The sequence below is a fragment of the Leifsonia sp. NPDC058194 genome (assembly GCF_042883605.1).
Classification (GTDB): domain Bacteria; phylum Actinomycetota; class Actinomycetes; order Actinomycetales; family Microbacteriaceae; genus Leifsonia.
This window is the reverse complement of sequence record NZ_JBHVVL010000001.1, coordinates 231,442-257,204: the sequence shown is the minus strand read 5'-3', so window position 1 is coordinate 257,204 and position 25,763 is coordinate 231,442. Positions and strand designations below refer to the sequence as shown.

18 protein-coding genes are annotated in these 25,763 nt (G+C 68.3%); 6 read left to right on the top strand and 12 right to left on the bottom strand.

Annotation, left to right across the window (positions count from 1 at the left end; translation table 11 throughout):
- Positions 1–91: 91 nt before the first annotated feature.
- Positions 92–2,638 carry a LuxR C-terminal-related transcriptional regulator gene (locus ACFVU2_RS01145; RefSeq protein WP_387869999.1) on the bottom strand — a complete coding sequence of 849 codons (2,547 nt, stop codon included), beginning with the start codon at positions 2,636–2,638 and terminating at the stop codon, positions 92–94.
- Between the two features lie 144 nt (positions 2,639–2,782).
- On the bottom strand, positions 2,783–2,989 hold the full coding sequence (locus ACFVU2_RS01140; RefSeq protein WP_387869996.1) for a hypothetical protein: 207 nt from the start codon (positions 2,987–2,989) through the stop codon (positions 2,783–2,785).
- Between the two features lie 1,488 nt (positions 2,990–4,477).
- Between ACFVU2_RS01140 and ACFVU2_RS01135 the strand changes: the two genes are divergently transcribed.
- Together ACFVU2_RS01135 and ACFVU2_RS01130 are read left to right on the top strand one after the other, a co-directional pair.
- Positions 4,478–5,062 (top strand): hypothetical protein, encoded by a 585-nt coding sequence (locus tag ACFVU2_RS01135; protein ID WP_387869994.1) that lies wholly within the window; start codon positions 4,478–4,480, stop codon positions 5,060–5,062.
- A 509-nt stretch (positions 5,063–5,571) separates the two neighbouring features.
- Positions 5,572–7,818, top strand: a complete 2,247-nt coding sequence (locus ACFVU2_RS01130; protein ID WP_387869992.1) for an Ig-like domain-containing protein — start codon at positions 5,572–5,574, stop codon at positions 7,816–7,818.
- An 87-nt stretch (positions 7,819–7,905) separates the two neighbouring features.
- Here ACFVU2_RS01130 and ACFVU2_RS01125 read toward each other — a convergent pair whose 3' ends face one another.
- The 9 genes from ACFVU2_RS01125 to ACFVU2_RS01085 all read right to left on the bottom strand — a co-directional run bounded on the left by ACFVU2_RS01125 (position 7,906) and on the right by ACFVU2_RS01085 (position 19,945).
- Entirely contained in the window at positions 7,906–10,368 is a 2,463-nt protein-coding gene (locus tag ACFVU2_RS01125) for a LuxR C-terminal-related transcriptional regulator (RefSeq protein ID WP_387869990.1), read from the bottom strand.
- A 34-nt stretch (positions 10,369–10,402) separates the two neighbouring features.
- Complete coding sequence (locus ACFVU2_RS01120) at positions 10,403–11,098, bottom strand: hypothetical protein (protein ID WP_387869988.1); 696 nt, start codon at positions 11,096–11,098, stop codon at positions 10,403–10,405.
- 30 nt (positions 11,099–11,128) lie between these two features.
- Complete coding sequence (locus tag ACFVU2_RS01115; protein ID WP_387869987.1) at positions 11,129–12,538, bottom strand: glutamate decarboxylase; 1,410 nt, start codon at positions 12,536–12,538, stop codon at positions 11,129–11,131.
- Positions 12,539–12,575: 37 nt separating this feature from the next.
- A complete protein-coding gene (locus tag ACFVU2_RS01110) occupies positions 12,576–14,531 on the bottom strand; it encodes a YhgE/Pip family protein (RefSeq protein ID WP_387869985.1) in 1,956 nt (651 codons plus the stop codon).
- Complete coding sequence (locus ACFVU2_RS01105; RefSeq protein ID WP_387869983.1) at positions 14,528–15,259, bottom strand: ATP-binding cassette domain-containing protein; 732 nt, start codon at positions 15,257–15,259, stop codon at positions 14,528–14,530. Before ACFVU2_RS01105 ends, ACFVU2_RS01110 begins: the two co-directional genes overlap by 4 nt.
- 277 nt (positions 15,260–15,536) lie before the next feature.
- Positions 15,537–17,606 carry an acyltransferase family protein gene (locus ACFVU2_RS01100; protein ID WP_387869982.1) on the bottom strand — a complete coding sequence of 690 codons (2,070 nt, stop codon included), beginning with the start codon at positions 17,604–17,606 and terminating at the stop codon, positions 15,537–15,539.
- Entirely contained in the window at positions 17,603–18,958 is a 1,356-nt protein-coding gene (locus ACFVU2_RS01095; protein WP_387869980.1) for a glycosyltransferase family 2 protein, read from the bottom strand. Before ACFVU2_RS01095 ends, ACFVU2_RS01100 begins: the two co-directional genes overlap by 4 nt.
- A gap of 134 nt (positions 18,959–19,092) precedes the next feature.
- Entirely contained in the window at positions 19,093–19,728 is a 636-nt protein-coding gene (xrtR, locus tag ACFVU2_RS01090; protein WP_387869978.1) for an exosortase R, read from the bottom strand.
- Positions 19,718–19,945 (bottom strand): hypothetical protein, encoded by a 228-nt coding sequence (locus ACFVU2_RS01085; RefSeq protein WP_387869976.1) that lies wholly within the window; start codon positions 19,943–19,945, stop codon positions 19,718–19,720. The genes xrtR and ACFVU2_RS01085 overlap by 11 nt, the downstream gene beginning before the upstream one ends.
- 794 nt (positions 19,946–20,739) lie before the next feature.
- Here ACFVU2_RS01085 and ACFVU2_RS01080 point away from each other — a divergent pair.
- The 4 genes from ACFVU2_RS01080 to ACFVU2_RS01065 all read left to right on the top strand — a co-directional run bounded on the left by ACFVU2_RS01080 (position 20,740) and on the right by ACFVU2_RS01065 (position 23,542).
- Positions 20,740–21,186, top strand: a complete 447-nt coding sequence (locus tag ACFVU2_RS01080; protein WP_387869974.1) for a MaoC family dehydratase N-terminal domain-containing protein — start codon at positions 20,740–20,742, stop codon at positions 21,184–21,186.
- A complete protein-coding gene (locus ACFVU2_RS01075) occupies positions 21,186–21,626 on the top strand; it encodes a MaoC family dehydratase (protein ID WP_387869973.1) in 441 nt (146 codons plus the stop codon). Before ACFVU2_RS01080 ends, ACFVU2_RS01075 begins: the two co-directional genes overlap by 1 nt.
- A complete protein-coding gene (locus ACFVU2_RS01070) occupies positions 21,623–22,768 on the top strand; it encodes a UDP-N-acetylmuramate dehydrogenase (protein ID WP_387869972.1) in 1,146 nt (381 codons plus the stop codon). Before ACFVU2_RS01075 ends, ACFVU2_RS01070 begins: the two co-directional genes overlap by 4 nt.
- Positions 22,769–22,864: 96 nt before the next feature.
- On the top strand, positions 22,865–23,542 hold the full coding sequence (locus tag ACFVU2_RS01065) for a hypothetical protein (protein WP_387869970.1): 678 nt from the start codon (positions 22,865–22,867) through the stop codon (positions 23,540–23,542).
- 32 nt (positions 23,543–23,574) lie between these two features.
- Here the strand turns inward: ACFVU2_RS01065 and ACFVU2_RS01060 are convergent, their stop codons facing one another.
- Positions 23,575–25,671: a RecQ family ATP-dependent DNA helicase gene (locus tag ACFVU2_RS01060; protein ID WP_387869968.1), complete on the bottom strand. Its 2,097-nt coding sequence runs from the start codon at positions 25,669–25,671 to the stop codon at positions 23,575–23,577.
- Positions 25,672–25,763 lie beyond the last annotated feature (92 nt).

Here is a 25,763-nt window from a genome sequence, read left to right as displayed (position 1 = left end):
TGCGTGGGCTTTCCCGCGATCTCCGTAGCCGGATAGTGCCTCTCGAGTAGCTGAAACGGTGCCGTTCAGCAGACGAGGGGGTCGAGACCGGTCAGTCCGAGACTTCGTTCTCGAAGTACTCGCGCAGGAGGGTGCGCCGATCGACGCCGATCTTCTTCATCGCGCGCAGGAGGTGGCTCTCGACGGTGCGCACCGAGAGGATCAGCTCGTTGGCGATCTGCTGATTGGTGAGTCCGTCGGAGGCGAGGAGGGCGATCTCCTCTTCGCGCGAGGTGAGGTCGATGTATCGCGGTCCCCACCGGATGGCGTCGTACTCGTCCGCAGGCAGTGCGTTCAGCAGTCGCTTGCGACGGGATCGCGCAGCGCGGGCGTCGGCCGTGGCTCCTGCATGGTCGGCGGCGGACGCCGCTCGCTCGTAGGCGTTCAGTGCGAGTCCGAACCGGCCGTTCTTCTCGAGTTCTTCGGCGGTGCTGAGGAGCCCGTGGCGGTCATCCGCGACGAGCGCCTTCAGGTAGTGGACCTGGAGTTGCAGCACCGGCGCTTCGACCTGTTCGACCCGTTCTCGTACGCGTTCCAGGATGGTCGGGTTCGGATCGAGCTCGACGGCAGCGACGTAGGCCATCGCCGCCGCGAGGCGAGCACAGCGGTCCCAGAGCTCGTCACCGGTCTGGATGGCGATGGCGATCGCGTCGTCGAGTCGCCCCTCCGCCGCCGCCGACTGCGTGCGCGCCCACCCGCGTGCACTCCCGGGCAGCGCGCCGTCGGGCATCGACAGGGTGTCGGCGTCCGCGATGCGCTGCAGCGCGACCCGGCGTCGCCCCTGCCGGCTGGCGGCGACGCTCGCCATGTTCATCAGCGAGAGCTGCGCGGACGGCGGCCACTGGAACGGCTCGCCAAGGGGCAGCACGGCGTCGAGGATCTGCTGGACGTGGTCGTAGCGTCCGTCGAGCATCGAGGCGAAGGCGCTGAGGTTCCCGTATGCCCGCATGGAGATCGGGTCGAGCGCGCGGCGTGCCTCCTCCATTCCTTTCGCGGCGAGGACGTGGACCGCGGCGGTGTCGCCGTTCATGATCAGGCACATGCCGGCGATCGTCGCCGCCTGGGCGTCGGCCAGCGGATCCGAGTGGTACTCGTACGCGTGCACGTGCCAGAACGCTTGTGCGATGTCGCCCCGGAGCATGTGCAGGTAGGCGCGGGCGCGATGCAGCGCGACCTTCACGGACGGCCGCAGGCCGGGGAGGGCGGGGTCGGGCAGGGTCAGCGGGTCGGGAACGACGAGGAGATCCGCGGAGATCTCCGCCGCCCGCGCCACCAGGATCGGCCCGAACGAGGGGTATTGCTCGGCGAGGCCCTGGAGGAGGTCGATGCCCTTCTGAGATTCGCCGCGTGTGTACGCGAGATGCTCGGCGAAGAGGATGTGACGACGCACTTCCGCCTCCTCCTCGCCTGTGACGGCTTCGCCCGCGGCGAAGACCTCGTCGAGCTCCTCGACGCTCGCCGTCGACACCATCATGACTTCGGCGTAGGCGATGAAGGCCGGCAGCGTGCCCTGCCGCTCCCACGTGTCGTGCCGCGCGATGACGCCCGTCCGGACGCGTTCGTTGATGAGGCGGACGAACTGGGGCACCAGGTTGCGTTCGCCGCCGAGCGCGTCGTCATAGCCGAAGTCGTCGTCGTTCAGGAGGGATCCGAACCGGTCGTGCAGCCGGCTGCTCCGCGCAGGACTCGGGGTGTGGCGGAAGTACTCGGCCAGGACCGGTGGCCTGACCCCGATGATCACGCGGTCCGCGGAACCGTACAGTTCGATGAGCCCGAGCTGCTCGAGTCGTTCCACTTCACCGGCCGTCGCCACGCCGGTGACGGCTTCGAGTTCGTTGATCCCGCCCATGGCGAGCACCTCGAGCAGGGCGCGCTGCTCCGGTTCGAGACCGATCAGCAACGACTCCATCAGGGCATTGAGCGACGGGGACCACAGATCGTGGGACGCCGTCCACATGCCGTCCTTGAGCTCCAGTTTGCCTTCGCGTCGTGCCGCTTCCGCCAGGGCGACGGCGATGCCGGAGATGCCGCCCGACTTGGCGTAGATGCGGGAGAGCGTCGCGGGGTCCGGCGGCTGACCGAGGCTGCGCTGGAGCACGTTCTCGATCTCGTCGTAGCGCATCGCCGGAAGGCGGATCTCGAACAGGCGGTCGAGGGTCGAGGTCTTGAGGCCGGTGGGGGTGTCGCGGGCGATGCGGTTCGCCAGGCGGGTGACGACCAGAGGGATCGGCGTGGTCGAGCGCAGGTACGCGATCGCGCCCCAGCTGACCTCGTCGAGGTCGTCCCAGTCGTCGACGACGAGCAGCGAGTACGGGGGCGGCAGGAGTTGCACGAGGTCTTCGACGACGCCCGGCATCGCCGACACGCGTGCTTCGCGGGCGGACTCGACCCCGGCCAGCGAGAGCGCGAGCAGCGGGTACTCGCTGAAGGATGCCACTCCCTTCACCTCGAGGACGCGCCAGCCGCGTGCTGCATAGTGGTCGATCAACCGTCGGACGAAGGTGGAGCGTCCGCTCCCGCGTGTACCCACGATGCTGATGGAGGAGCCGGATTCGATGATGTCGAGAGCCTGATTCAGCAACTGTTCCCGTGTCGTCACGTCAGTCCCTCTCGTCCGGTGTTCCGTGTGGCCCGCCACAACCTACCGGCGAGGTCGTCGACCTACTGAGGACGGCATCATATGCCCCGTAGGTAGTGACGCGGAATGCCGTACAAGACGGGTGCATCCTCCGCAGTGCACCCGTCAGACTGCGAAGATCTGCCACTCGTCGCACGGGAGAAGCATCTCGGTTCGGTGGGACCGGACGGCCCAGTGGTCGCCCGTGAAGCCCTTGTAGGTGACGAACAGCGTCTCGGCCGCCCAGTTGCCGTCCTTCCTCACCCAGCGGACGAGGTGGATCTCGCTGTTCTTGCTGGGCAGCAGCCCGGTGTACCCATCTGTCGTCGTCATCGCGAAGCCTCCCCAGGTCGATTCGTCGTGGGCACAGAATCTCGTAGTCGGGAGCGGGCCGGTGCCGGCTCGGGTCGCGACGGGTGCCGAAGTGCGGAGGAATGGGTACAGCCGTGCCGCGATCTCGCGCTCGATCGGCCCGGGTTGCGGAACGGGATCCGGATTCGTGCCCTAGGCGGGTCGTCCTGGGGCACCTATGCGTGGGCCGAATACTCGTGGTGGAGCGGCGCCACCACCCAACTCCGTCGCAGAGTTCCGGGACTGCGCTTGTCGGATGGGAGTCTCGGCGAGCGGGACCGCACCCTTCGGCGGCGACCGGTCCCGCCCGGTGCGGCCGGGGTCGGCCTCCCCATAACCACTTCCGGTCGCACCGGCCGTCGGAACGACGACGCCCCCGCCTCGTTCGAGGCGGCCTCCACGATCACGCCCTTGCCGGGATAGGCGCTGCCCGTCAGCCCGGTGGCGTTGTAGACCTCGCCCGTGTGCGGCTGTCCGCAGTCGATCGTGGGGACGCCCGGCGTGATCGAGCTGGTCGCGGCCGTGAAGCACTCGCCGGCCTTGAGGTCGTACGTCGCGACGCCCGGGCGCGGGTACGCTCCCTCGGCGGGGTCTTTCGGGTGGCGCCCTCGGCCGATCGGCGGGTCTGCTGGGTGGTGGGCTCGTTCGTCATGGGCACTCTCCTCGTCGGGTGAGTGACGCCGGCGGCGGGATGGTGGCCAGCGCTTCCTCGATCGTCGGGGAACGAGTGGAAGTCCGGTCGTGCTGTCACCCAGAACGGGTCGGACGGGATCAGCACGTGCGTCTGAATCGAGGTTGTGGACCGGATCTTCCGTCTCCGTACTCCGGTTGCAGATCTCCGAGGCCAGTGGCCGTATGTCGGTATATATCGGTGATCGCCTCGGTGATGGAGGACTGCTTGCCCGGTCGGGCCTGGCTACGCAAATGTGCGTCCCGCGCCCCTCAATTGCGACGTCTCGATCACTGAGGTGCAGCGTTCGACACCGGCGTTCGGCTGCGCGTGCTCGTACGTTTTTGTAGACGCAAACTTCGCTTTGTCATATCTCCCGCAGTTCCATTCGGGAGGGATCACCTAACCGCACGATCCCGACAGGCGCTCGCTGCTGCCCATTCCTAGAACCCGAAACCGAGGACGACGTGAAGAACAATTCCGGCTGCCTGCCGACATCTCCTGCACCCCGAGTCACTCCTGCCACTTTCGGGGGCGCTGCTCTGCACTATGTCACGGCCGCACCCCTGTGCGGTACTCACTCGAGCAACTGACCTGATAGCCGCCTCGACGCATTTTTGACGTCGGGTTGTGCACCACTCCGCTGCTCTTCCGTGCTGCAGCTGGCCGCACCGCGGCGTCTGGGCTCGTCTCAAGTCCGGGGCTCCACTAATTCACCACCTCCGCGAGCGCGGTACGCGCCGCGCTCCCGTAGTTCGACCGTGCCCGCGAGTCGACTGCCACCGTAAGGGGAAATATCCATGTCAACGATCCTGCAGTCGAAGACTCCGTCGGCGTCGAGAGCCGCATCCGGCGCTGCCCGAACCCGCAGTACCGCGTCGCGGTGGATCACCGGGTCGGCGCTGGTCGTCGCCGGAGTCCTGGCCGTCCTGTTCGAGCAGGCAATCCGTGTTGTTGAGACGCAGGCCGCAACCTCTCTGGTCGGGTCGCTGTTCGCCAGTGGCACGATGTTCGCGTCGAACGCCGGTGACCCTGTGATCGGGTTCACGATGGGGCACGGCTGGTTCGCCGCCCAGGCCACCGTGGTCAGCGGCAGTGCGTTCTTCGTGGGCGCCGTCGCGATCGTCGGTGGCCTGCTCGCCCTCACGGGCCGGATTCCGGCCCCCCGGGTCCTGACCATCAGCGTTCTCGGTGTGGTGGCGCTGTTGATCCTCAACCAGGCGCGACTGGTTCTTACCGCCCTGTACATGGGCTCCACGGCCCAGCAGGGGGCGCACCCTCTCGACCACCCGCTCGGCAGCGCCGCGATGATCGTCGCCGTCGCCGGTGTGCTCACGTTCTTCTTCTTCGCTGTCCGGTCCGCCCGACGGGCGCACACCGCGTAGAAGCTCCAGCCGCACCCGTGCGGCGCTCTCAGTCGGCCACGCCGGCACTCCCGATGAAAGGAAAGCAATTGAAGAAGTCCAGAAAGCTCGGACGCGGCCTCGCCGCGGCCGGGATGATCGCAGCGCTGAGCGCAGGCGCGTTCGTCGCCGCAACCCCGGCGAACGCCGCTGTCCAAGGCGACCGACTCGTCGGCTCGATGGGCCACTACATGGGGCTGACGATCAACCAGCCCGTGAAGGCGAACGTGAATGCAGTCCCGGACGCTACATGGCTCGCTGACGCGAGCAGGGTGATCTGGTCGCGGCCGGCAGTCGGTACGACGGGGCCGATCAAGATCGAGAACTGGGGCCGAGATGGAAGCTGCCTTCAGGCGAACAGCGCCACTACCCTTGCCTGGGCGACGTGCGACGGCTCAGACGCCCAGGCGTTCTTGACGGGCAGGGGAGCGGGTTCCTTCGGTTCCAATTACACTTACGCATCTGTCACGTATCCGAACGCATATCTCAGAATGGCTTCGAACGCATCCGCTAATACCCTGATCACACTCGGTGTGAAGGCCGACCAGGTCAGCTACTGGAGCATCAGGGGGTACCAGGAAGTCCAGGTCGATGTGCTCACGATCGACACGCCGACGACTGGTGCGACGGTCGGAATGTCAGGGGTGACCGTCAAGGGCACGGCGCGACCGGATGCGACCGTGGAGGTGTCCAACGCAGGTGTGTCGATCGGTTCGGCGATCGCCGACAGCGCTGGCGCGTGGACGATGCGTCTGACGCTTCCCGAGGGAATCGCCTCGTTGTCGTTCGCGTCGGGTACGAAGACGGAGCCGCTGACGTTGCTCGTGATCGATGACAGCGCTCCGCTGGTCGTCACCACACCGAAGGCCGGGTCCACTGTGGTGGGTGCGGGCGTGGAGTTCGCGGGCACGGCGGAGCCGGGTGCGACGGTCACGATCAAGGACGCGGGCGGTAACCCGGTCGGGTCGACGGTCGCCGCTGGCGATGGTTCATACACGGTCACGGTCGTTCTGCCGGAGGGATCCACCTCGGCCACGGTCGCGACGGACACCCGTTCGGTTACCATCGAGGACCTGAACGTCATCGCCAAGCTCGAAGTCACCACCCCCAAGGCGGACGCCACGATCGGCACCAACGGTGCCGAGTTCACCGGCAAGGGTCAGCCGGACGAGAAGGTCACCATCACCGACAAGGACGGCAACGTTCTTGGTGAAACCACGGTCGACGGCAACGGCAACTGGACCACGAGTGTGAAGGTTCCCGAGGGCTCTGCCCCGATCACCGTCACTGCCGGCGACCAGACCGTTGTTCTGGACAAGGTGAACGTCGTAGACGACACCGCTGCTCTGGTGGTCACCACTCCGCAGGGTGGCTCCACGATCGTGGGTTCGGATGTGACGTTCGATGGCACCGGTCAGCCCGGTGAGACGGTCGTCATCAAGGACGCCGATGGCAAGACCATCGGCGAGACCACGGTCAACCCCGACGGCAGCTGGAACACCACCGTCCCCCTCCCCGGTGGCGGCAGCGTCACCATCGAGGCCGGCGACCAGACCGTCACCATCGAGGATCTGAACGTCATCGCCAAGCTCGAGGTCACCACGCCGAAGGCGGACGCCACGATCGGCACCAACGGTGCCGAGTTCACCGGCAAGGGTCAGCCGGACGAGAAGGTCACCATCACCGACAAGGACGGCAACATTCTCGGCGAGACCACCGTCGGAAAGGACGGCAACTGGACCACCAGCGTGAAGGTCCCCGAAGGTTCCGCCCCGATCACCGTCACCGCCGGCGACCAGACGGTTGTCCTCGACAAGGTCACGGTTGTCGATGACACCGCTGCTCTGGTGGTCACCACCCCGCAGGGCGGCGCCACCATCGTGGGTCCGGATGTGACCTTCGACGGCACCGGCCAGCCCGGCGAGACGGTCGTCATCAAGGACAACGACGGCAAGACCATCGGCGAGACCACGGTCAACCCCGACGGTTCGTGGGACCTCACCGTCCCCCTCCCCGGCGGCGGCAGCATCACCATCGAGGCCGGCGACCAGACCGTCACCATCGAGGATCTGAACGTGATCGCCAAGCTCGAGGTCACCACCCCGAAGGCGGACGCCACGATCGGCACGAACGGTGCCGAGTTCACCGGCAAGGGGCAGCCGGACGAGAAGGTCACCATCACCGACAAGGACGGCACCGTCCTCGGCGAGACCACCGTCGGTAAGGACGGCAACTGGACCACGAGTGTGAAGGTTCCCGAGGGTTCTGCCCCGATCACCGTCACCGCCGGCGACCAGACCGTCGTCCTCGACAACCTCCAGATCATCGACGACACCCCGCAGGTGGCCGACTTCGTGGTCGTGTCCCCGACGCTCGGCACGGGCGACAACTCGATCACCGAGGGCACTGTGTTCACCGGTACGGGTGAGCCCGGCACCACCATCGTGCTGACCGACCAGGACGGCACCGTCATCGGTGAGGCCACCGTCGACGGCAACGGCGACTGGTCCACCCCGGTGACTGGTCTGACCGAGGGCCCGAACAACATCACCGCCACCATCACCGTCCCGGGCAACGAGCCGCAGGACATCGACCTTGGCGCTGTCGTCGTGGTCAGTGGTGAGGAGGGCACCCCGCTGATGGATCCGACCATCGCCGGCGGTACGGCCCTGGCCCTGCTCGCCGCGGCTGGATCGTTCCTGCTGATCCGTCGTCGCCGCGAGGCCGCCCAGCAGTAACCCCACGGAGCGGCCGCACAGGTCGCGTACCGTGACACCAATCGATGCCCCGCCAGTGAACTCCACTGGCGGGGCATCGTCGTCCCCTCAGGTCTCGTCCTCCGAGGCGGCGCTCGCGAGCTCTCCTCTGGTCTGCCGGCCGACCTTGTGCAGCCCGTTGGAGATGTGGTGTTCCACGGTGCGGACGCTGATGTTCAGCCGGGCGGCGATCTGCGCGTTCGTCATGCTCCCGGCAAGCAGCGCGATCTCGCGTTCGCGGGGACTCAGGCGCTCTCCGGCGTCCAGTGTGGCGAAGACCGGGCCGATCGGGCTCTCCGAGAGATCTTCCAGGCGGCGGGCGATGGGCTCCAAGTCCTCGGCGATGCGTGAATGCGACTCCGCCATCGCGCGGCGCTGACCCGCACGGACGATCTGCGCAAGGAGCTGGGCGTCCTGACCGATGCCGCCACCCATCACGAGGGCCCTCAGGTCGTCGACCCGGCGGTGACGTACGGCGCTCACGGCACGGGCACTGTTCGCGAACAGGGCGATCGGAGCGGTGTGCGACAACTCCTCGATCTGCGTCACGACCTCGTCGCCGGTGTCGAAGCACGCCGCCGAGACCGCGGTCGTCCACGCTGCTGAGATGTATCCGCGAGACCTCCGCAGCCGGACCCCGGCGGCGACGCTGCGGTCGAACGCCGCGCGGTCGTTGCCCGCCATCGTCACGCTGGGAGTGAGATCGGAGCCCGTGGCATGCAGTGGCCCGGCGTAGGCTGCGTAGTTGGCCACGTCACGGGAGAACGCGTCGACCACCGGCGAATCCCGTCGGGTGATGCGGGCGATCGTGGAAGCGAGGTTGAGGATCGCGCCGAAGATGGGGCGCGCGAACATCGTCACCGGCGCGAGCCCCAGCGCCGAGCTGATGACGTCCTCCGCCTGCGCCATGCGGCCGGAGAACATGCTGGCCAGGATTCCGACGTACGAGGCGGCGACGTAGCCGGTGCGGTCCTTGTCGAGCAGGGCGCGATCGCGCTGCGCCAACGCCTCGGCGTACCCGCCGCGCAGATCGCCGGAATAGGCGGTGATCAAGGGCGAGAGGATGCCAGGGCCCTGCCACTGACCCGGGCGGCCGTGACCATCCGGCAGTGCCGCCCGAGCCTGGTCCATGTCTCCGCTGAACAGGTGGAGGCACGCGAGGGCGTTGTCGGTGAACCCCGTGAGATCGTGACCGCGACCGTCGGCGAGCTGGTCGGCGAAATCGGCGGGAATGGCGTCGAGGAAGGCGCGGAGGAGGAGGGATCCCGCTCGAGCACGCGAGTGCTCCGCGGGATCGTTGTGCGCGATCCCGTCCATGACGTCGAGCGCCGCATCCAGGTCGTCGCGCTCGAGGGCGAGCCATTGCGCGCGCTGGAACTCGAAGAGGAACAGCTGATCGCGGCTCGCATTCACATGCGATGTGTGGGCGAAGACCTCCTCGGCGTTCGCCCGGTCGAACGAGTTGCCCGTCGCCCGGGCGACGTACTTGGTCGCCGCGTCGGTCGTCGGCGTCAGCTCCCACTGGCGGAAGCGCTCGGCCGCGTCGACGTCGGCCGCGAGCTGGAAGATGCGGGCCGTCGCGGAGGCGGTCGGGGCCCACGAGACCGGGTGGAACGCGCCGGGGGAGTTGTCGGCGGCAGCGCTGCGCTCGTACTTGAAGAGATCGGCGACGAGCGGCGGCCACACGTGCACGAGCCGCTCGGTCGGCGTCACGTCGACGACCCGGAGGAGGCCGCGAGCGATCAGGGCCGAGGTGTGCTCATCGTGACCGTCGAACGACGGGCCGGCGAACTGCGTCGGGCCGTCGAGGGAGAGCGAGCGCAGCACCGTCAGCCCCTCCGGCGCCAGGTCGCGGATGCGCCAGCGGACCAGAGGCACGAGGTGATCGTTCCAGAGCGATCGCGACGCCAGACGCCAGAGGCCGTCCTCCCGCTGGAGCAGCCCCGACATCAGCGATGACTCGGCGATGGCGATCGCCAGCTCCGGATTGCCGCCCGACTTCGACAGGATCCGGGCCGTGAGCGACGCGGCCGGGCTCTCCCCGTCGAGGACCTCCCGGAGGAGCTCGGCGACCTCCTCGAAACCCAGTTCGGGCATCGCGATGGTCACCTCGGGCCAGATCGGCTTGCTGCGCAGATCGCCGGTGCGCACGACTCGCACACTCGTGAGTGGAGGCGTGACGGAATCCAGGATCTCGAGCGACACCGTGTCCAGCAGGTCGGCATTGTCGATGAGGAGGATGAGCCCGGGCGACTCGAGCAGGGCCCGCCGGCTGGCGAGGGCCAGATCGAGCGGACTGCGACGATCCTCTTTCGGGCCGAGCTGGAGGCTTGCCACGGCGAAGCCGGGCACCTGAGGAGGCCTTGACACTTCCGGAGTGCGCAGCACCTCGAGCCCACGTGCCTCGATCAAGCGGGCGGCGTAGCGCAGCGTGCTGGTGCGTCCGCTCCCGGCGCCCCCCACCAGCCGCACATTGCGTCCCTCCGCCACATGGGACGCGATCACGCGAGCGGTCTCTTGGAAGTGGAACATGACGGTTCCTCCGTTCTCGCGGTTGATCCGTACGCTATTCCTCAATGTCATTCCCCTGAAGTGGGGCGCGCGCCCGCCACAGCGGCAGGACGATCAGGGAGGCGAAGAAGAAGCAGAGGGCGCCGATGAAGGTGCCGCCGTTGGCGAGCGCGTCGTTCTTCGCATCGCCGTTCGCCAGGATGTACGCGCCGACGGCGGACACCCCGAAGGCGACGCAGCCGAGGAAGTTGATCTGCCCCGACCACCAGTCGATCGACCGCGGATTCCAGAAACGATCCGTGCGGGCGAAGGCCACGAGGACGAACACGCCGCTGATGAGGAAGGCGACGGATCCGGCGGCATCCGGTGTCCAGACGAGGTGCTTCTCGGTCTCGATCGCCTTCGCTCCGATCGCAGCCGACGTGCTGACGTTGAACAGCAACGTGCCGAAGAACTGGGTCGCCGCGGCGAGCCAGGCGGCGCGCACCATCGTGCCCGACCCGTACGAGACGGGGACGGTGGCCCTGCCGCTCATGAGCAGTTGCAGCAGAGCGGCGAAGGTGAAGAACCAGGCGCCGAAGAAGTAGCAGAGATTCGAGGTGGAGGCCCCGGCCCACTGCCCGAAACCGGGCGCCGACCCCAGCGCGAACAGCGCCGATCCGATCATGAAGCCCCAGCACTGCTTGGTGAGGGTGGGGACGAGTGCGGCGAGCGGCCTCCGCCCGCCGACGTCCGATTCGAGCTGGGACACGGTCGTGATCTCTCCTCGTCGGACGGCGCCTCAGTGGTGGAAGTGCGATCCGCTGTCCGCCATTCGCGGAAGCGGCATCTCGAGGGCGTCGAGGAACTCGACCTCGCCCTTGATGTCGGAGAGCAGGGCCGTCGCGAGATCGCGGCTGAGCCCCACCTTGACGACGATGCGCTGGAGCACGACGTCGGCCATGTCGTCCGCCATCGGATAGGCCGGGACGAGCCACCCCTTCATCCGCAGACGGTCGGCCAGGTCGTACAGACTCCACTTGTCGGTGTAGCCGTCCTTGAGCACCCAGGCGAACACCGGGATGGTGTCACCGCGGCTCACGAGCTCGAACGGGCCGACGTCGGCGATCTCGGCCGACAGGTAGGTCGCGACGTCGATCGAGTTCTGCTGCACCTGGCGGTAGCCCTCTCTGCCGAGGCGGAGGAACTGGTAGTACTGCAGCAGCACCTGTGCCCCCGGTCGCGAGAAGTTGAGCGCGAGCGTCGGCATGTCGCCGCCGAGGTAGCTGACGTGGAAGATCATGCTCTCCGGGAGCACCACGGTGTTCCGCCAGACGACCCACCCGACGCCCGGGTAGACGAGGCCGTACTTGTGACCCGAGGTGCTGATCGAGTTGACCCGGGTGACGGCGAAGTCCCACTCCAGCTCGGGCTGGCAGAACGGCGCCACCATCGCGCCCGACGCGCCGTCGATGTGGATCTTGACGTCGAGTCCGGTCTTCTCCTGGATCGCGTCGAGCGCCGCCGCGATCGCGACGACGTCGTCGTACAACCCCGTGAACGTCTGGCCGAGGATGGCGACCACGCCGATCGTGTTCTCGTCCACGTAGTCCTCGAGCTTGTACCCGTCGAGGATGATGTGATCGGGGCTGACCGGGACGTAGCGCGCCTCGATGTCCCAGTAGTTGCAGAACTTCTCCCACACCACCTGGACGGCCGCGGACATGATCAGATTCGGCTTGTCCGCCGGCTTGCCCTCGGCCGCGCGCTTCTCCTGCCAGATCCGCTTGAGCGCCAGCCCGCCGAGCATGCAAGCCTCCGACGAACCGATCGTCGAGGTGCCGATCGTGTCCTTCGTGTCGGGCACGTGCCACAGGTCGGCGAGGATGCGCCAGCAGCGGTCCTCGATCGCCGCGGTCGCCGGGTACTCGTCCTTGTCGATCATGTTCTTGTCGGCGGCCTCGGTGTAGAGCTTCTTGGCCTCGTCGTCCATCCAGGTCGAGACGAACGTCGCCAGGTTGAGGCGCGAGTTGCCGTCGAGGATCGCCTCGTCGTGCACGATCTGATACGCCGTCGACGGGAGGCTCGGGCCGTCGGGCATCCGGAACTTCTCGAACGTGGTCGCCTCGCCGGGCCGCACGAACACCGGGTTGAGGCTGAGATTCGGGTCCACGTTCGTCGTCTGGCGGGCACTGCTGGTGTTGATGGTCATGTTCGTTCCTCTGCTTGCGGATGGATGGAAAGGATGGCTAGACCTCGACCGGCGGGTACAGGCGATCCATGTTGTATTGCCGGTTTCGTCGAGCAGCCCAGGTGGAGACCGCCACGAAGAGGGCCGTCAGGCCGACCGTCACCGCGATCGCGACCCAGAGGCGGTAGTCGGCGCCGCCGAGGATGAGCTGTCGAAGCGCGTTGTTCGTGTAGGTCATCGGATCGATGACGTTGATGTACTGGAACGGCAGCGAGGTCGTGGGCACCGGATAGATCCCGCCGGCCGACGTCAGTTGGATCATCAGAAACGCCAGGGTGAGCACGCGGCCGACGGCCGGTCCGAGCAGCGCGTTGAACATCTGGATCATCGCCATGAACATCGCCACCATGAGCACCATGAACCCGTAGGTGCCCCAGGCGTTCACCGGTTGCAGCCCGATCGCGAACCGGACGACGAGGAAGAGGATCGTGGCCTGGAGGATGCCGACGAACAGCGTGGGCGCGTACGACGCGAGGACCACACGGAACGATCCCAGCCCCTGGGCGAGTGGCCGGGCCTGGAGCGGGTTGAAGAGCATCCACGCGATCACCCCGCCGACGAACAGTGCCAGGCCGAGGAAGAACGGTGCGAACCCGTAGGCGAAGGTCTTGGCGGCGTTGTTGACCGTCTCGTGCAACTGCACCGGCTGGGCGAGCGCCTTGATGAAGTTGCCCTGCTGGGAGTCGCTCCAGCTGGGGATGAGCTTCAGGCCGAGGCCCGCGGCGCCCGAGAGCTCGTCCGTCCCCGCTGCGAGCTGCGTCGTGCCGGTCGCGAGCTGGTTGGCGCCGTCGGAGAGCTGTCCGATGCCGCTGTTCAGCTGATCGGCGCCGGAGCGGAGCTGGTTCGCCGCGGAGGAAACCGTCGACAGGTCTCGTTGGACGGCGCCGCCCTCGACCGCCCGCATGACGACGTTCACCCGGCTCTGCGGGTCGTTGAACTCCCCGGCCAGCCGATCGACATCGGTGTGGACCGCGTCGAACAGTGCGCTGACCTCCTGCGTCAGCTGGGCTTTTGCGAAGCTCTGCTGCACGGATGCGAGGCGGACGCCGAGCGCCTGCACTTCCGGGTCGTCGCTCGCCGACGCGTCGTCGATCACACTCTGCAGCTGACTCGCCGCCGCGGACTGCGCGGACGCGGCTCGATCGATCGCGTCCGCGATGGCGTTCGTGTTCGAGTCGAGGCGCGCCACGATCTGGCGGATCTCGTCGCCGGTGAGCCCGGAGGTCGCGACGACGTTGTTCGCCTTCGTGACCGCGCTCTGGACGGCCGTGTCGAGCTCGTCGATCGCGCCGGCGAGCTGCGACGACCCTTCCTTGGCCGTCACGAGGTTCGTGGCCAGCTCCTGGGCGCCGCTGTTCGCGGTCTGCATGCCCGTGTTGAGTTCGTCGACGCTGGAGACGGCGGCCTTGATCTTCGGTATCGCGCCCTTGACGCCGGTCAGCACCGTCTCGAACGTCTGCTGGCCGACCTGGGCCGAGACCTGGTTGATGACCTCCTCGGCGGCATCCTGCCCGATCACGGTCGACAAGTAGTTGTTCGAGTCGTTGTAGGTGAACTGGAGCCCGGCGGATCGCGGGTCGTCCGTCGCCGCGGAGGCGACCGCCTCGCTGAAGTCCTTGGGCAGGGTGATGGTGAAGTAGTACGTGCCGTGGGCCAGCCCGTCGACGCCGGCCTTCTCGCTCGTGCGGTGCAGGTCGAGCTGCTTGGACGCGATGAGGCCGTCCACGACGTCTTTGCCGGCCTCGAGCTTCTCGCCCTTGACCGTGGCTCCCTGATCGAGATTGATGATCGCGACGGGGATCTTGTCGACGTGGCCGAAGGGATTCCAGAACGCCCAGAGATAGAGCGCGCCGTACAGGAGCGGCATCAGGATGATGACGATCAGGGCCAACCGGGGCATACGGCCCCGGTAGTAGCGCTTGAAATCGCTCCCCGGTGAGAATGCTGCGATCATCGCGACAACGCCTCCTGTTCGAGAACGGCGAACTCCTGGTCGGTGAGGTTCTCCACGTCGACGACCCTGTGGACGCCGGTGTCGGAGGCCACGGCGTTGACGTCCGCCGTGATCACCGTCTGATCCCGCCCCAGAACGACGAGCCGCTCCAGGAGGTTGTGAGCGGCCGCCACGCTCGCCAGCTCGTCGACGCCTCCGACCACGAGCAGGGGCGGCCGATCGATGTTGGCGAGGGAGATCCGCAGCAGCGCACCGGTGAGCTCCGGGAGCTCCTCGACCATCGTCTGCAGCGACGGGACCGTGAAGTCGCCGAAGACCGGACGGCAGATGCGTTCGAGGTCCTCCTGGGTCGACTGCGGCACCCAGCGGTACCACGGCGCCCGCCAGCGCAGCTGCTCCGTCACCACGTCGTGGACCCGGATCGTCTGGCCGATTCCGTCGACCTCGTCGATGTTCGCGATCGTCGCGTTGGCGAAGAGGTGCTTGGGGTCGTCCGTCCGGCCGAACGCGGTGACGGACCCTGTCGTCGGCTTCATCCGTCCGGCGAGGGTCAGCAGCAGTGCGGTGCGTCCGCGGCCGCCCGCGCCGCGGATCACCGTGACGCCGCCGCGGCGCACGGTGACGCTGGCCGGACCGTAGATGTGCCCCCAGGAAGCGTCCACGCCGATGTCGTCGGCCTGGATGAGGGGGATGTCCGCACGGTGCGGATCGTCGGGCGATGTGGTCATGCGCTCAAGCTAGGACGCAATACCTAGCCATGTCTAGAGTTGATCTTCGCAGTGCTTAATTATGCGTATCTACTACGTAGATGGTTGCATTTCACGCGCCCCGAATCGTCCCCGAGTGACCCGATCGGGTCGCGGAAACGCACGCTTCGGGGCGAAAGTAGCCGGGACCGCCCGGCGAATAGGTGGTGCGATCGCAGGTATCCGTGGGGAAAGGCGGCGAACTGGGCAGACACGCTTCGACGGTATGCAGACGCCCGCGTGGAGCGCCCACGCATACTCAGTCACGTCGGGTTCCGGTGGTGCCCGGGGTACCCGACCCGCGTGCTCCGGATCCGGCGGAGCCGATCTGCTCGGCCAGCCAGGGAGCGATGTGCTGCTTGCCTGCCGCGCTGAAGTGCACGCGGTCGTCGAGATACATCCGCTCGTCGCCCACCGAGACGGCGCACGCGTCGGCGTCGCAGACGGCGCCCTGCAGGTCGAGCTTCACGATCTCGGGGTGGTCGGCGAGGAACCCGTCGAGGATGGCGTTGAACGCTGTGGCCTGCTCGGTCGTGACGACCCCGTTGTAGAGCCGGGAGTTCGCGACCATGACGGTGAGCCCGGGTCGGCTGGTGACCTTCGCGAACGCGTCCAGCGAGTCGCGGTAGTCGGCGGCGAACGCGGGGTCGGTCAGGTCGGTCCATGCGCCGTCGATCTGCTGGGTCACGGCGTCCCAGGCGATGTTCGCGACCACGTAGTCGGGTGTGTTCTCATCGATCAGCTTCTCCCACCTGCTCTCCCAGGGGTTGCAGGTCGCCGGTGCGCTCTGCGTGATGCCGGCCTTGGTGCGCTGGGCGGTGCTGCCGGAGATACCGCAGCCCGGGAGCCCGCCGTCGATGACCGTGAAGCGGTCGCCCTCGTAGGTGCCGAGCGCCGATGCGAAGTCGTTCGCGAGGGAGTCGCCCAGGGTCAGGACCTTGACGGAGCCTCCTCCGACCGGTGAGGCCAGGACGAGCCCGGGGACGAGTATGACGGCGGCCGTGACGCCGGCGACCAGCGTGGTGAACGCGATGGAGCCCTTGATCCGCCATTTGCGCAGCCGGATCGGCTCGGCGACGAGGTGATGGAGGCCTCCCGCGAGCAGGAGGGAGATCGGCAGGCCGAGGATCACCAGGTCCCAGGGGGTGCTGTACGGCGCGAGCGCGAGGATGAGCCAGTAGACGGGCATGTGCACGAGGAACAGGGTGTAAGAGACCTTGCCGATCCCGACCAGGGGCGGGAAGGCGAGGATGCGGGTGAGGATGTTGTGCGGGCTGGTGAGGGTCAGGATCACGGCCGAGCCGATCATCGCGACCGCGAGGAATCCCCACTGGTAGAGCCACGGCTCCTCGTAGGTGGTCGCGTTGAGCGAGAGCACGACGATCGCGCCGAGGGCCGCGATCGACACGGTCGAGGTGATGACCATGCGGAAGAAGGCGGACGCGCGTCCGGGTGCTGCGACGACGCGGGGCGCGCGGGCGGTCCGGAGGCTGGTGCGCTGCAGCCAGAGGTAGTTGATCGTTGCCGCGACCGATCCGGCGATCAGCCCGGCGATGTGGGTGTCCGTGCCGAGGTAGAGGCGGTCCCAGTTCGAGCCGTCGAAGCGGAGCATGGGCATCGCCGCGGCGACGACGAGGCCGGCCACGCCGATCACGAGAACGAGCAGAGCACTGCGCCGGGACCACTGCCACGCGTGCGTCCCGCGACCGCGGGACAGCTTCTTGCCGAGGGCCAGCACCAGGAACATCACCACGGGCCAGACCAGGTAGAACTGCTCGGTGATCGCGAGCGACCACATGTGGCCGAGCGGGTTGAGCGCGCCGAAGCCGTCCCAATACCCCTGGCCGGCGTTGATCTGCTCCCAGTTGGTCAGGTAGATGAGGGATGCGACCGCCTGCTGACCGAACCGTTCGAGCTCGGCGCGGGTGCCGAGCGCGGCGACGGCCCACAGCGTGAATGCGAGCACGACGAAGAGCAGGGGGAGCAGCCGCTTGGCCCGGCGCAGGTAGAACCGGCCGAGGTGGATCCCGCCCGTGCGGTGGAACTCGCGGAGCATCGTGAGCGTGATGAGGAACCCGGAGAGGGTGAAGAAGATGTCGACGCCGAACAGGCCGTTGCTGTACAGCCCCGTGTGGAACAGAAGGACGCTGAGGATCGCGATGGCGCGCAGACCGTCGACGGCGGGGAAGTAGGACGCGGTGAGGCGCAGGGGAGCCGTCGCCCTTGCCTCTCGGCGGGAGCGGCGGCCGATGGCGCGGGTGCGGTGGGAGGTCCCCGTCTGGCGGCGACGGGCGTGCTTCTGACGGGCGGGATCTGCTGTGGTGCTCATGCTGCCTCCTTTCCGGGCGGTGCGGTGGTGCGAGCGGTCAGGGCCTGCTCGGTGTTGAACTCGTCGACGCGAAGGGTCTTCTCCCAGTCGTTCTGGCCCTTGAGGATGCGCGCGAGCGCGCTCCAGACGGCGGCGAACGCCAGATAGTTGATCAGCGGGAAGCAATGGGCGTGGAGGAGGGAGAGCCAGAGCTCCCGGCTCTCGTCGCGGCGGTAGTAGACGAATGCGCTGACGAAGACGGGGCCGAGCGTGACCAGATACCAGGCGATGGCCCCGATCAGGAGGGTCAACGAACTCGTGACGAATGCGAAGAAGGCCCCGCCGTCGACGATCATGCCGAGGATCCCCCAGTGGAAGAGGATCGACCAGGGGAGGATCGTGACCCACGGCGTCAGGATGTAGGCCGAGAGCTCGAGCGCCCGCAGATGGGTCACCCGGCGGTCGCGCCAGAGTTCGGGCACCCGCTTCGCCATCATCATGTGGCCCTGGAACCAGCGTCGACGCTGCTTGAAGAGTGCACGGATCGTGGTCACCCCCTGCTGCTCGACGGCTGCGAGCGGGGTGGTCCCGAGCTTCCAGCCGCGCATCGCGAGGGTGACGGCGAGGTCGAGGTCTTCGGTGAGCGACTCGCTCCACGGCTTCTCGCCGGTCTCGTTGAGGGCCGAGAGGCGGCTGAACTGACCGTTGCCGCCCAGCGACACCGTGCCCGTCTGGGCGCGACCGAGCTGGGTCACCGCCGTCATCGCCCAGAAGTGGAAGTCCTGGTAACGCGTGAGGAACGAGTCGCGGTTGCGGATGCGGACCGCGAGCTGGATGGCGCCCATCGTCGGGTCCTCGAACAGCTGCAGCACGTGCTTCATCGCTCCGTCGGACAGCCGCCCGTCGGCGTCCATCACGGCGACGAGGACCTTCTCGACGTCCTGACCGCGTTCCTCGACCAGACGGCGCACGAGCGTCAGGGCGTCGTTGAGCGCCTCGCCCTTGCCCATCCGGGCGTTCGGGAAGGTGCGCTTGTGGACGATCACGCTGGTGCCGCCGTTCTCGTAGGCGACCTCCTCCGTCCGGTCGTCCGACGCGTCGTCGATCACGATCGTCGTCGAGTGCGGCGAACCGGCGAGGGCCTTCGTCGTGGCGCCGATGACCCGCTCCTCGTTGAGGCACGGGATCAAGAAGTAGGTGTGGAAGGTGCCCGGCTCGTCGATGAACGGGTCCTCGTAGGCGGCGCCGCGCAGGGTGGACAGGTTCGCGCCGTTCTGTCGCATCGTGCGCAGTCCGCCGAAGAACATCAGCCAGAGGTAGGCGAACGAGATGCAGATGACGACGGATGCGGCGACGGCGAAGATGGGAACCATGGGTCTACCCCTAACGGGTGGTGTCGGCGTTGCTGTGGGTGCTCCGGCGTGCGATCCGGAACGGGCGGCTCCTTGCGAGCGAGAGGGGAAGGGGAGGAACGGTGGGCGCGTGCGGGGCGCACCCACCCGAACAGCTAGTCGTGCGCGGCGTCGCCGTCGGCGCGGGCCGCGCGGCGTCCCTTTGCGGGGGCGCGTCCACCCGTTGCGGGGCGCTTGAACGCCACGACCGCCATGAGGATGAGCGCGGCGGCCATCCCGAGCAGCATGAGGATGGTGCCGACCGGTCCGTGGAACCAGCGGAACGCTTCGATGCCCCAATTGCTCCAGGCGTAGATGAGAAGCCCGAGGCGCAGGAGGCTGAGGAGCATCATCCCGATGATTCCGGCCGCCGCGGCCAACAGCACCCGGTGGAGGCGCACTCCACGACGGAGCGCGAGCAGCCCGGCGACGAATGCGATCGGCCCGAGGTAGAGCGCGATCGCGCACTGGATCGTGATGACGGCGAGCACCCAGCCCGAGCCCGCGGGGAACGCGATGCTCGGGTTGCCGTTCTGCCAGGCGAGGATCGCCTCGGTGCCGAGCAGGTCGTGCGCGATGGTCACCATCGTTCGGGCTTCGAACTCGCGCACGACGTGCTCGTTGATCATCACCAGCACGCCGGCGGCGATCAGCGCGAGCGCCGTCAGCCAGGCGGCGATCCGGGCGAACGGCAGTCCGCGGCGCGCACGGCGCCGGGGGAGGGCGATCGTCTCGGTGACCTCAGCCGACATGGCGGCCGCCCATCGAGTGCCGTGCTCCCGCGATCGGCGCGATCTCGGCCCGGTCCTGGCGTCGGTGCGACGCGGCACGCAGGAGGAGCAGCCCGCCGAGCAGCAGGAAGAGGGACACGATGGTGACCCCGATGACGGTCATCATCGAACCGCTGCCCGTCGCGGCGAGGACGCCGCCGACGGTCAGTCCGCCGCCGATTGGTCCGGCATGGTACATGGGAAACCTCGCTTCGTCTGGAGTCAGGTGCGTTGGAGATCCCTCGAACGCCGACTCCGCACGATGCGCGAGGCACGGGCGCTAGGACGCCCGATGCGATCGCATCGAGAGGGAGGTTCGGGTGTGGGGAGATCCTGATCGGGTTGGGATCGGATTCCAGTGTGCGGCGACGATCAGCGCATATCGGTAGTGCACTCGGCGGCTCAGTATTCCGACCGGCCGGGTTGCGTAGGTGCGCCCCCTCTGCTGACGTACCCGTGCGTCCGACTGCCCGTGATGAGACGCGGCCGAGCGGATCGACGCACCGGCGTCCCTTGCGACACGCCGACGACACGCCGCATTAGTGGTTCCGGGACCCGCTGTGGCGCGTCGGTCGCCGCTGCTCTCGGGGCCGCTCCGCAGCACCCGGCGGTAGGCGAATCGCCTGGTGGAATGCGGGAAATCGCGGGCCGATCCGCACCGCCGCGGGTGCCCGGACGCGTCGGCGATGTCGGTGGTCGGCCCTACGATGGGGGACGAGAAGAAAAAGTTCGAAAACACTACATGTAGTGGAATGACAATCGTGTCATTAGGGTTATATAGTGGGTGAACACCGCACGAAGCGGTGAAAAACTAGACTTCAGGGGAGGCCATCATGGACTACGAAAACGACAGCGTCGGCGGCTACGCGGTTCCCGTGGACCCGATGGACCTGCTGCAGTGCGACAGCTGCCAGTAGGCACCGACCACACGTAGAGAGAACCCCGGCCAGGTGGCCGGGGTTCTCTTTTTTCGTGTCCCCGTAGAATCGACGGGTGCCAGTCAATCCAGCTCTGCAAGGCCGCGCGTTCCCGCCGACCGCTCCGTATCTCGTCGGCCGCGAGAAGGTGCGCGAGTTCGCCCGGGCCGTGTTCGCGACCGACCCCGCGTCGTTCGACCTCGACGCGGCCCGCGCCTCCGGTCACGACGACCTCGTCGCGCCCCCCACCTTCTCGATCGTCGTCCAGCAGCTCTCGCTCGATCAGCTGCTCGCCGACCCCGAGGCCGACATCGACTTCAGCCGGGTCGTCCACGGCGACCAGCGCTTCAGCTTCACGCGCCCGATCGTCGCCGGGGACGAGCTCACCGGAACGCTCACCGTGACCGCGGTGAAGTCGCTCGGCGCCCACTCGATGGTGACCGCTGAGACGGTCATCGTCGACGCGGCGGGCGAGCACGTCGTGACCTCCACCTCCACCCTGGTCGTTCGAGGGGACGAGTGATGACCCAGCAGACTTCCGCCGCACCTGATTTCGACGCTCTGACGGTCGGCGACGTGATCGCCGAGCGCAGCTACGAACTGAGCCGCGACTCCCTCGTCCGCTACGCGGGCGCGTCCGGAGACTTCAACTCCATCCACTACCGCGACGACATCGCGACCTCCGTCGGCCTGCCCGGTGTGATCGCCCACGGGATGCTCACGATGGGCCTCGCCGTGCAGCCGGTCGTCGACTGGGCGGGGGACGCAGCCCGTGTCGCCGACTACCAGGTGCGCTTCACGCGACCGATCGTTGTGGACCCGGTCGCGGGCGCGACCGTCTCGGTCACGGCGAAGGTCGGCCAGCTCGACGGCGACGCCCGCGTCGCCCGCATCGACCTGACCACCACCTTCAACGGCGAGACCGTGCTCGGCAAGGCGCAGGTGCGGGTCTCGCTGGCATGACCGACGCCCAGCCGCGCACGGCGCTCGCCGAACTCACCACGATGAGGGTGGGCGGCGTGCCCGCACACCTGCTCGGCCCGAGCGACCGCGACAGCCTCGTCGCGGCGGCGCTCGAGGTGTGGGGGAGCGGCGACGACTGGCTGCTGCTCGGCGGCGGATCGAACACGATCGCCGGCGACGACGGCTTCGACGGAACGGTCATCCGCATAGTCACGCGCGGGGTCGAGCAGCTCCCCGCACCGGAGGGACGCGTACGACTCCGGGTCCAGGCCGGTGAGCCGTGGGACGACCTGGTCGCGCTCGCGGTCCGCAACGGATGGGCCGGGATCGAAGCGCTGTCCGGCATCCCCGGTTCGACGGGGGCGGCCCCGGTGCAGAACATCGGGGCGTACGGGCAGGAGATCGAGGCGGCTCTGCTCGGCGTCGAGTTCCTCGACCACCAGAGCGGCGAGGTGACGACACTCACGAAGGCGGACCTCGGTCTCGGCTATCGGACGTCCGTTCTCAAGGCTGGCCTGCAGGGCATCGTGCTCTCGGTCGATCTCGAATTGGCGGACAACCGCGTCCCAGGCGGGGTCGGGGCTCCGCTCAGCGCCCCGATCGCCTACGCACAGCTCGCAGACGCCCTCGGCGTCACCCTCGGATCCCGCGTCTCGGTGGCGGAGCTGCGCCGCGCCGTCCTCGCGCTGCGCTCGTCCAAGGGAATGGTGCTCGATCCGGCCGACCCCGATTCGGTCAGCGCCGGGAGCTTCTTCACCAATCCCATCGTCTCGGAGGGCTTCGCGCGCGAACTGCCCCGGGGAGCCCCGCGCTGGCCGGTGACCCCGCCGGAGCCCGCCGCGGTGCTCGGCCTGACCGACGGCGGCGTGCACCCGGGTGACATCCCTCCGTTGGCCGACGGGCCTTACGATGTGAAGCTCTCGGCCGCCTGGCTCATCGAGAACGCGGGCATCCGTCGCGGCTACTCCCTCCCGGGGTCCGCCGCTGGGATCTCGTCCAAGCACACCCTCGCGATCGTGAACCGCGGCGGCGCGACTGCGCAGGATGTCGCCCAGCTCGCGTCGTTAATCCAGGCTCGGGTGCAGTCGGAGTTCGGTGTGCTGCTGCGCCCCGAGCCTGTGCTGGTCGGCGTGGTGCTGTAGGCGCACGCTCGGCCCTCTCTGAGAACTTTCACACGCTGCGAACCTAGGCTGACGCCAGCACGGCGCACCCGGAGCCGTCGACCGAAGGGGCACACCATGGGATTCCTCGACCGCCTTCTCGGACGCGAAGAACCGCGTCCGCAGCAGCAGCCCTCCGCGCCCGGGCCGCAGTCGTCGACCGCTCGTGGAGGTTCGCCACGGAGCGAGGACGAGATCGCCGTCGAGCGCTATCGTTACCTGCTGCGCACTGCACCACCCGAGACGATCGAGCAGGTGCACGAGGAAGCGTTCACGAAGCTCACGCCCGAGCAGCGGCGACTGCTGTTCCAGCAGCTCAGCGAGAACGCTCCGGCCGGCGAGCAGCCGCGCGGCGACGACCCGCGCTCCCTGGCTCAGGCAGCCACCCGTTCGGAGCTGCGTCAGCCCGGCACCCTCGAGCGGTCGCTCGGTGGTCGCGCCGGCGGCGGGCCAGGCCTCGGCGGGATGTTCGCGAGCTCGCTGCTCGGGAGCGTCGCGGGATACGTCATCGGGTCAGCGCTCGTGGGGGCGTTCCTCCCGTCGCCGGCGGACAGCCAAGCCGACGGCGGCGCAGGTGACTCCGGAACCGGTGACGCCGGTTCAGGAGATGCCGGCTCTGGCGACAGCGGGTCTGCGGATACCGCGAGCGCGGATGCCTCCGGCGCCGACGGGGGCTGGGGAGACGGCGGCGGCTGGGGCGACTTCGGCGGAGGCGACTTCGGCGGAGGCGATTTCGGGGGCGGCGACTTCATCTAGCGCCCCGCCGCGTCGTGCCCCCGTGCCCGCCGTCACCCGCGCAGCGCGGCAGCGAAGGGGAGTACCGCGGAGGCCCCCGCTTCGAGGAGGGCGCGACCGGCGACCGTGACCGTCCACCGGCTGTCGACCAGATCGTCGACGAGAAGCACCGGCCGGCCTGCCGGAACCTGCAGTCCCTCGGTGCCGAATCGGTCCCACACGGCGGCGAGCCGGAATGCGCTGTTGCCGCCGGGGTCACCGGTCGGACCTCCGCCACGCAGGGAGAGCGAACCGAGGAACGGGAGCCTGCCGACCTCGGCCAGGCCGCGTGCCAGCGACTCGACGAACTGCGGGCGCCGCCGTGACGGCATCGCGACGACTGCGGCGGGCCGCTCAGCCCAGTCCCAGTCCGCCAGCACCCGGATGCAGGCGGCGAGCAGCTCCGGAGGGCACGGCGCGTCCGGGGCCTGAGGCGAGAGCACCTCGCGGAGGCGGTTGCCCCAGCCCAGGTCGGTGAGCCGGGCGAGAGCGCGGCCGGATTGGAGCTGTTCCGCGGGCGGGATCTTGCCGCGCACGGCGACCCCGAGCCGATCCGCCCCCGTCGGCCAGAGCTTGCGCGGCTCGATCTCGACTCCCACACGGTCGAGCATCGCCGACACCGACCCGGACGTCTCCTCGGCGATCGCGCTCGGGTACCACGCCTCGGCACAGTTGTCGCAGCGGCCGCACGGTGCCGCGGCGGGATCGTCGAGGGCCTCCTGCAGGAACTGCATGCGGCACATGCCGGTGCGCTCGTACTCGAGCATCGACTGCTGCTCCGCTTCGCGCGCGGCGGCGATCCGCTCGTACCGTTCGCGGTCGTACACCCACGGCCGTCCGGTCGACACCCACCCTCCCGACACGCGGCGTACGGCGCCGTCGACATCCAGGACCTTCAGGAGCAGTTCGAGCGTCGACGCCTTGAGGTCGACCCGGCTCTCGAGGACACGGGTCGATTGCGTCTCCTGCGAGAGAGCGTCGAGCACGGCCGTCGCCTTCTCTTCCGACGGCATGGACGCGGTGGCGAAGTACTGCCAGATCGCGCGGTCCTCGGGCCCGGGGAGGAGGAGCACGTCGGCGTTCTCGGTCGCCCGGCCGGCACGGCCGACCTGCTGGTAGTACGCGACGGGCGAGGACGGGGCGCCGAGATGGACGACGAAACCGAGGTCGGGTTTGTCGAATCCCATGCCGAGGGCGCTCGTGGCGACGAGCACTTTCACCTCGTTCCGCTTCAGCCGGCCCTCGAGGTCTTCCCGTTCGGCGGTGTCGGTCTGACCGGTGTACGCGTGCGCCTCGAAGCCGGCCCTCCTCAGCACGCGTGCGGTGTCCTCCGCCGCCGCGACGGTCAGCGTGTAGACGATGCCGCTTCCGGGCAGTGCGTCGAGGTTGCTCGCCAGCCAGGCGAGACGCGCCGTCGCATCCTCCAGGGCGAGGACGCCGAGCCTCAACGAGCGCCGGGCGAGAGGCCCGCGGATCGTCAGGACCTCGGCATGACCGGTGCCCCCGCCCATCTGCTCGGCGACATCGGCGACCACTCTCTCGTTGGCCGTCGCAGTGGTCGCCAGCACAGGGACGCCGTCGGGGAGCGAGGCGATCAGGTCGCGCAGGCGCCGGTAGTCCGGACGGAAGTCGTGACCCCAATCGGAGATGCAGTGCGCCTCGTCGACCACGAGGAGCCCGCTGCGGGCGATGAGGTCGGGGAGGTGCTGGTCGCGGAAGTCGGGGTTGTTGAGGCGCTCGGGCGAGACCAGCAGCACATCGACCGAGTCGTCCCGCAGCCGGGCCGACACGTCGTCCCACTCATGACGGTTGGCCGAGTTGATGGTGACGGCACGCACGCCCGCGCGCTCGGCGGCGGCGACCTGGTCGCGCATGAGGGCGAGCAGCGGCGACACCAGGATGGTCGGCCCCGCGCCGCGCTGTCGAAGCAGCATCGTCGCCACGAAGTACACCGCCGACTTGCCCCACCCCGTGCGCTGCACCACCAGGGCACGCCGCTGCTCGTCGACGAGTGCCGCGATCGCCTCGTACTGGCCGGAGTGGAAGTCGGCATCGTCGCGGCCGACGAGGGCGCGAAGGCTGGCGACGGCGAGGTCTCTGGTGGTGCTCATGGAGCCATCGTTCCAGAGGGGGCCGACGCCCGATCACCGCGGACGCCTATCGGTGGACAAGTCCCAGGTCGAGCGGGGTGTGCAGAACCGAG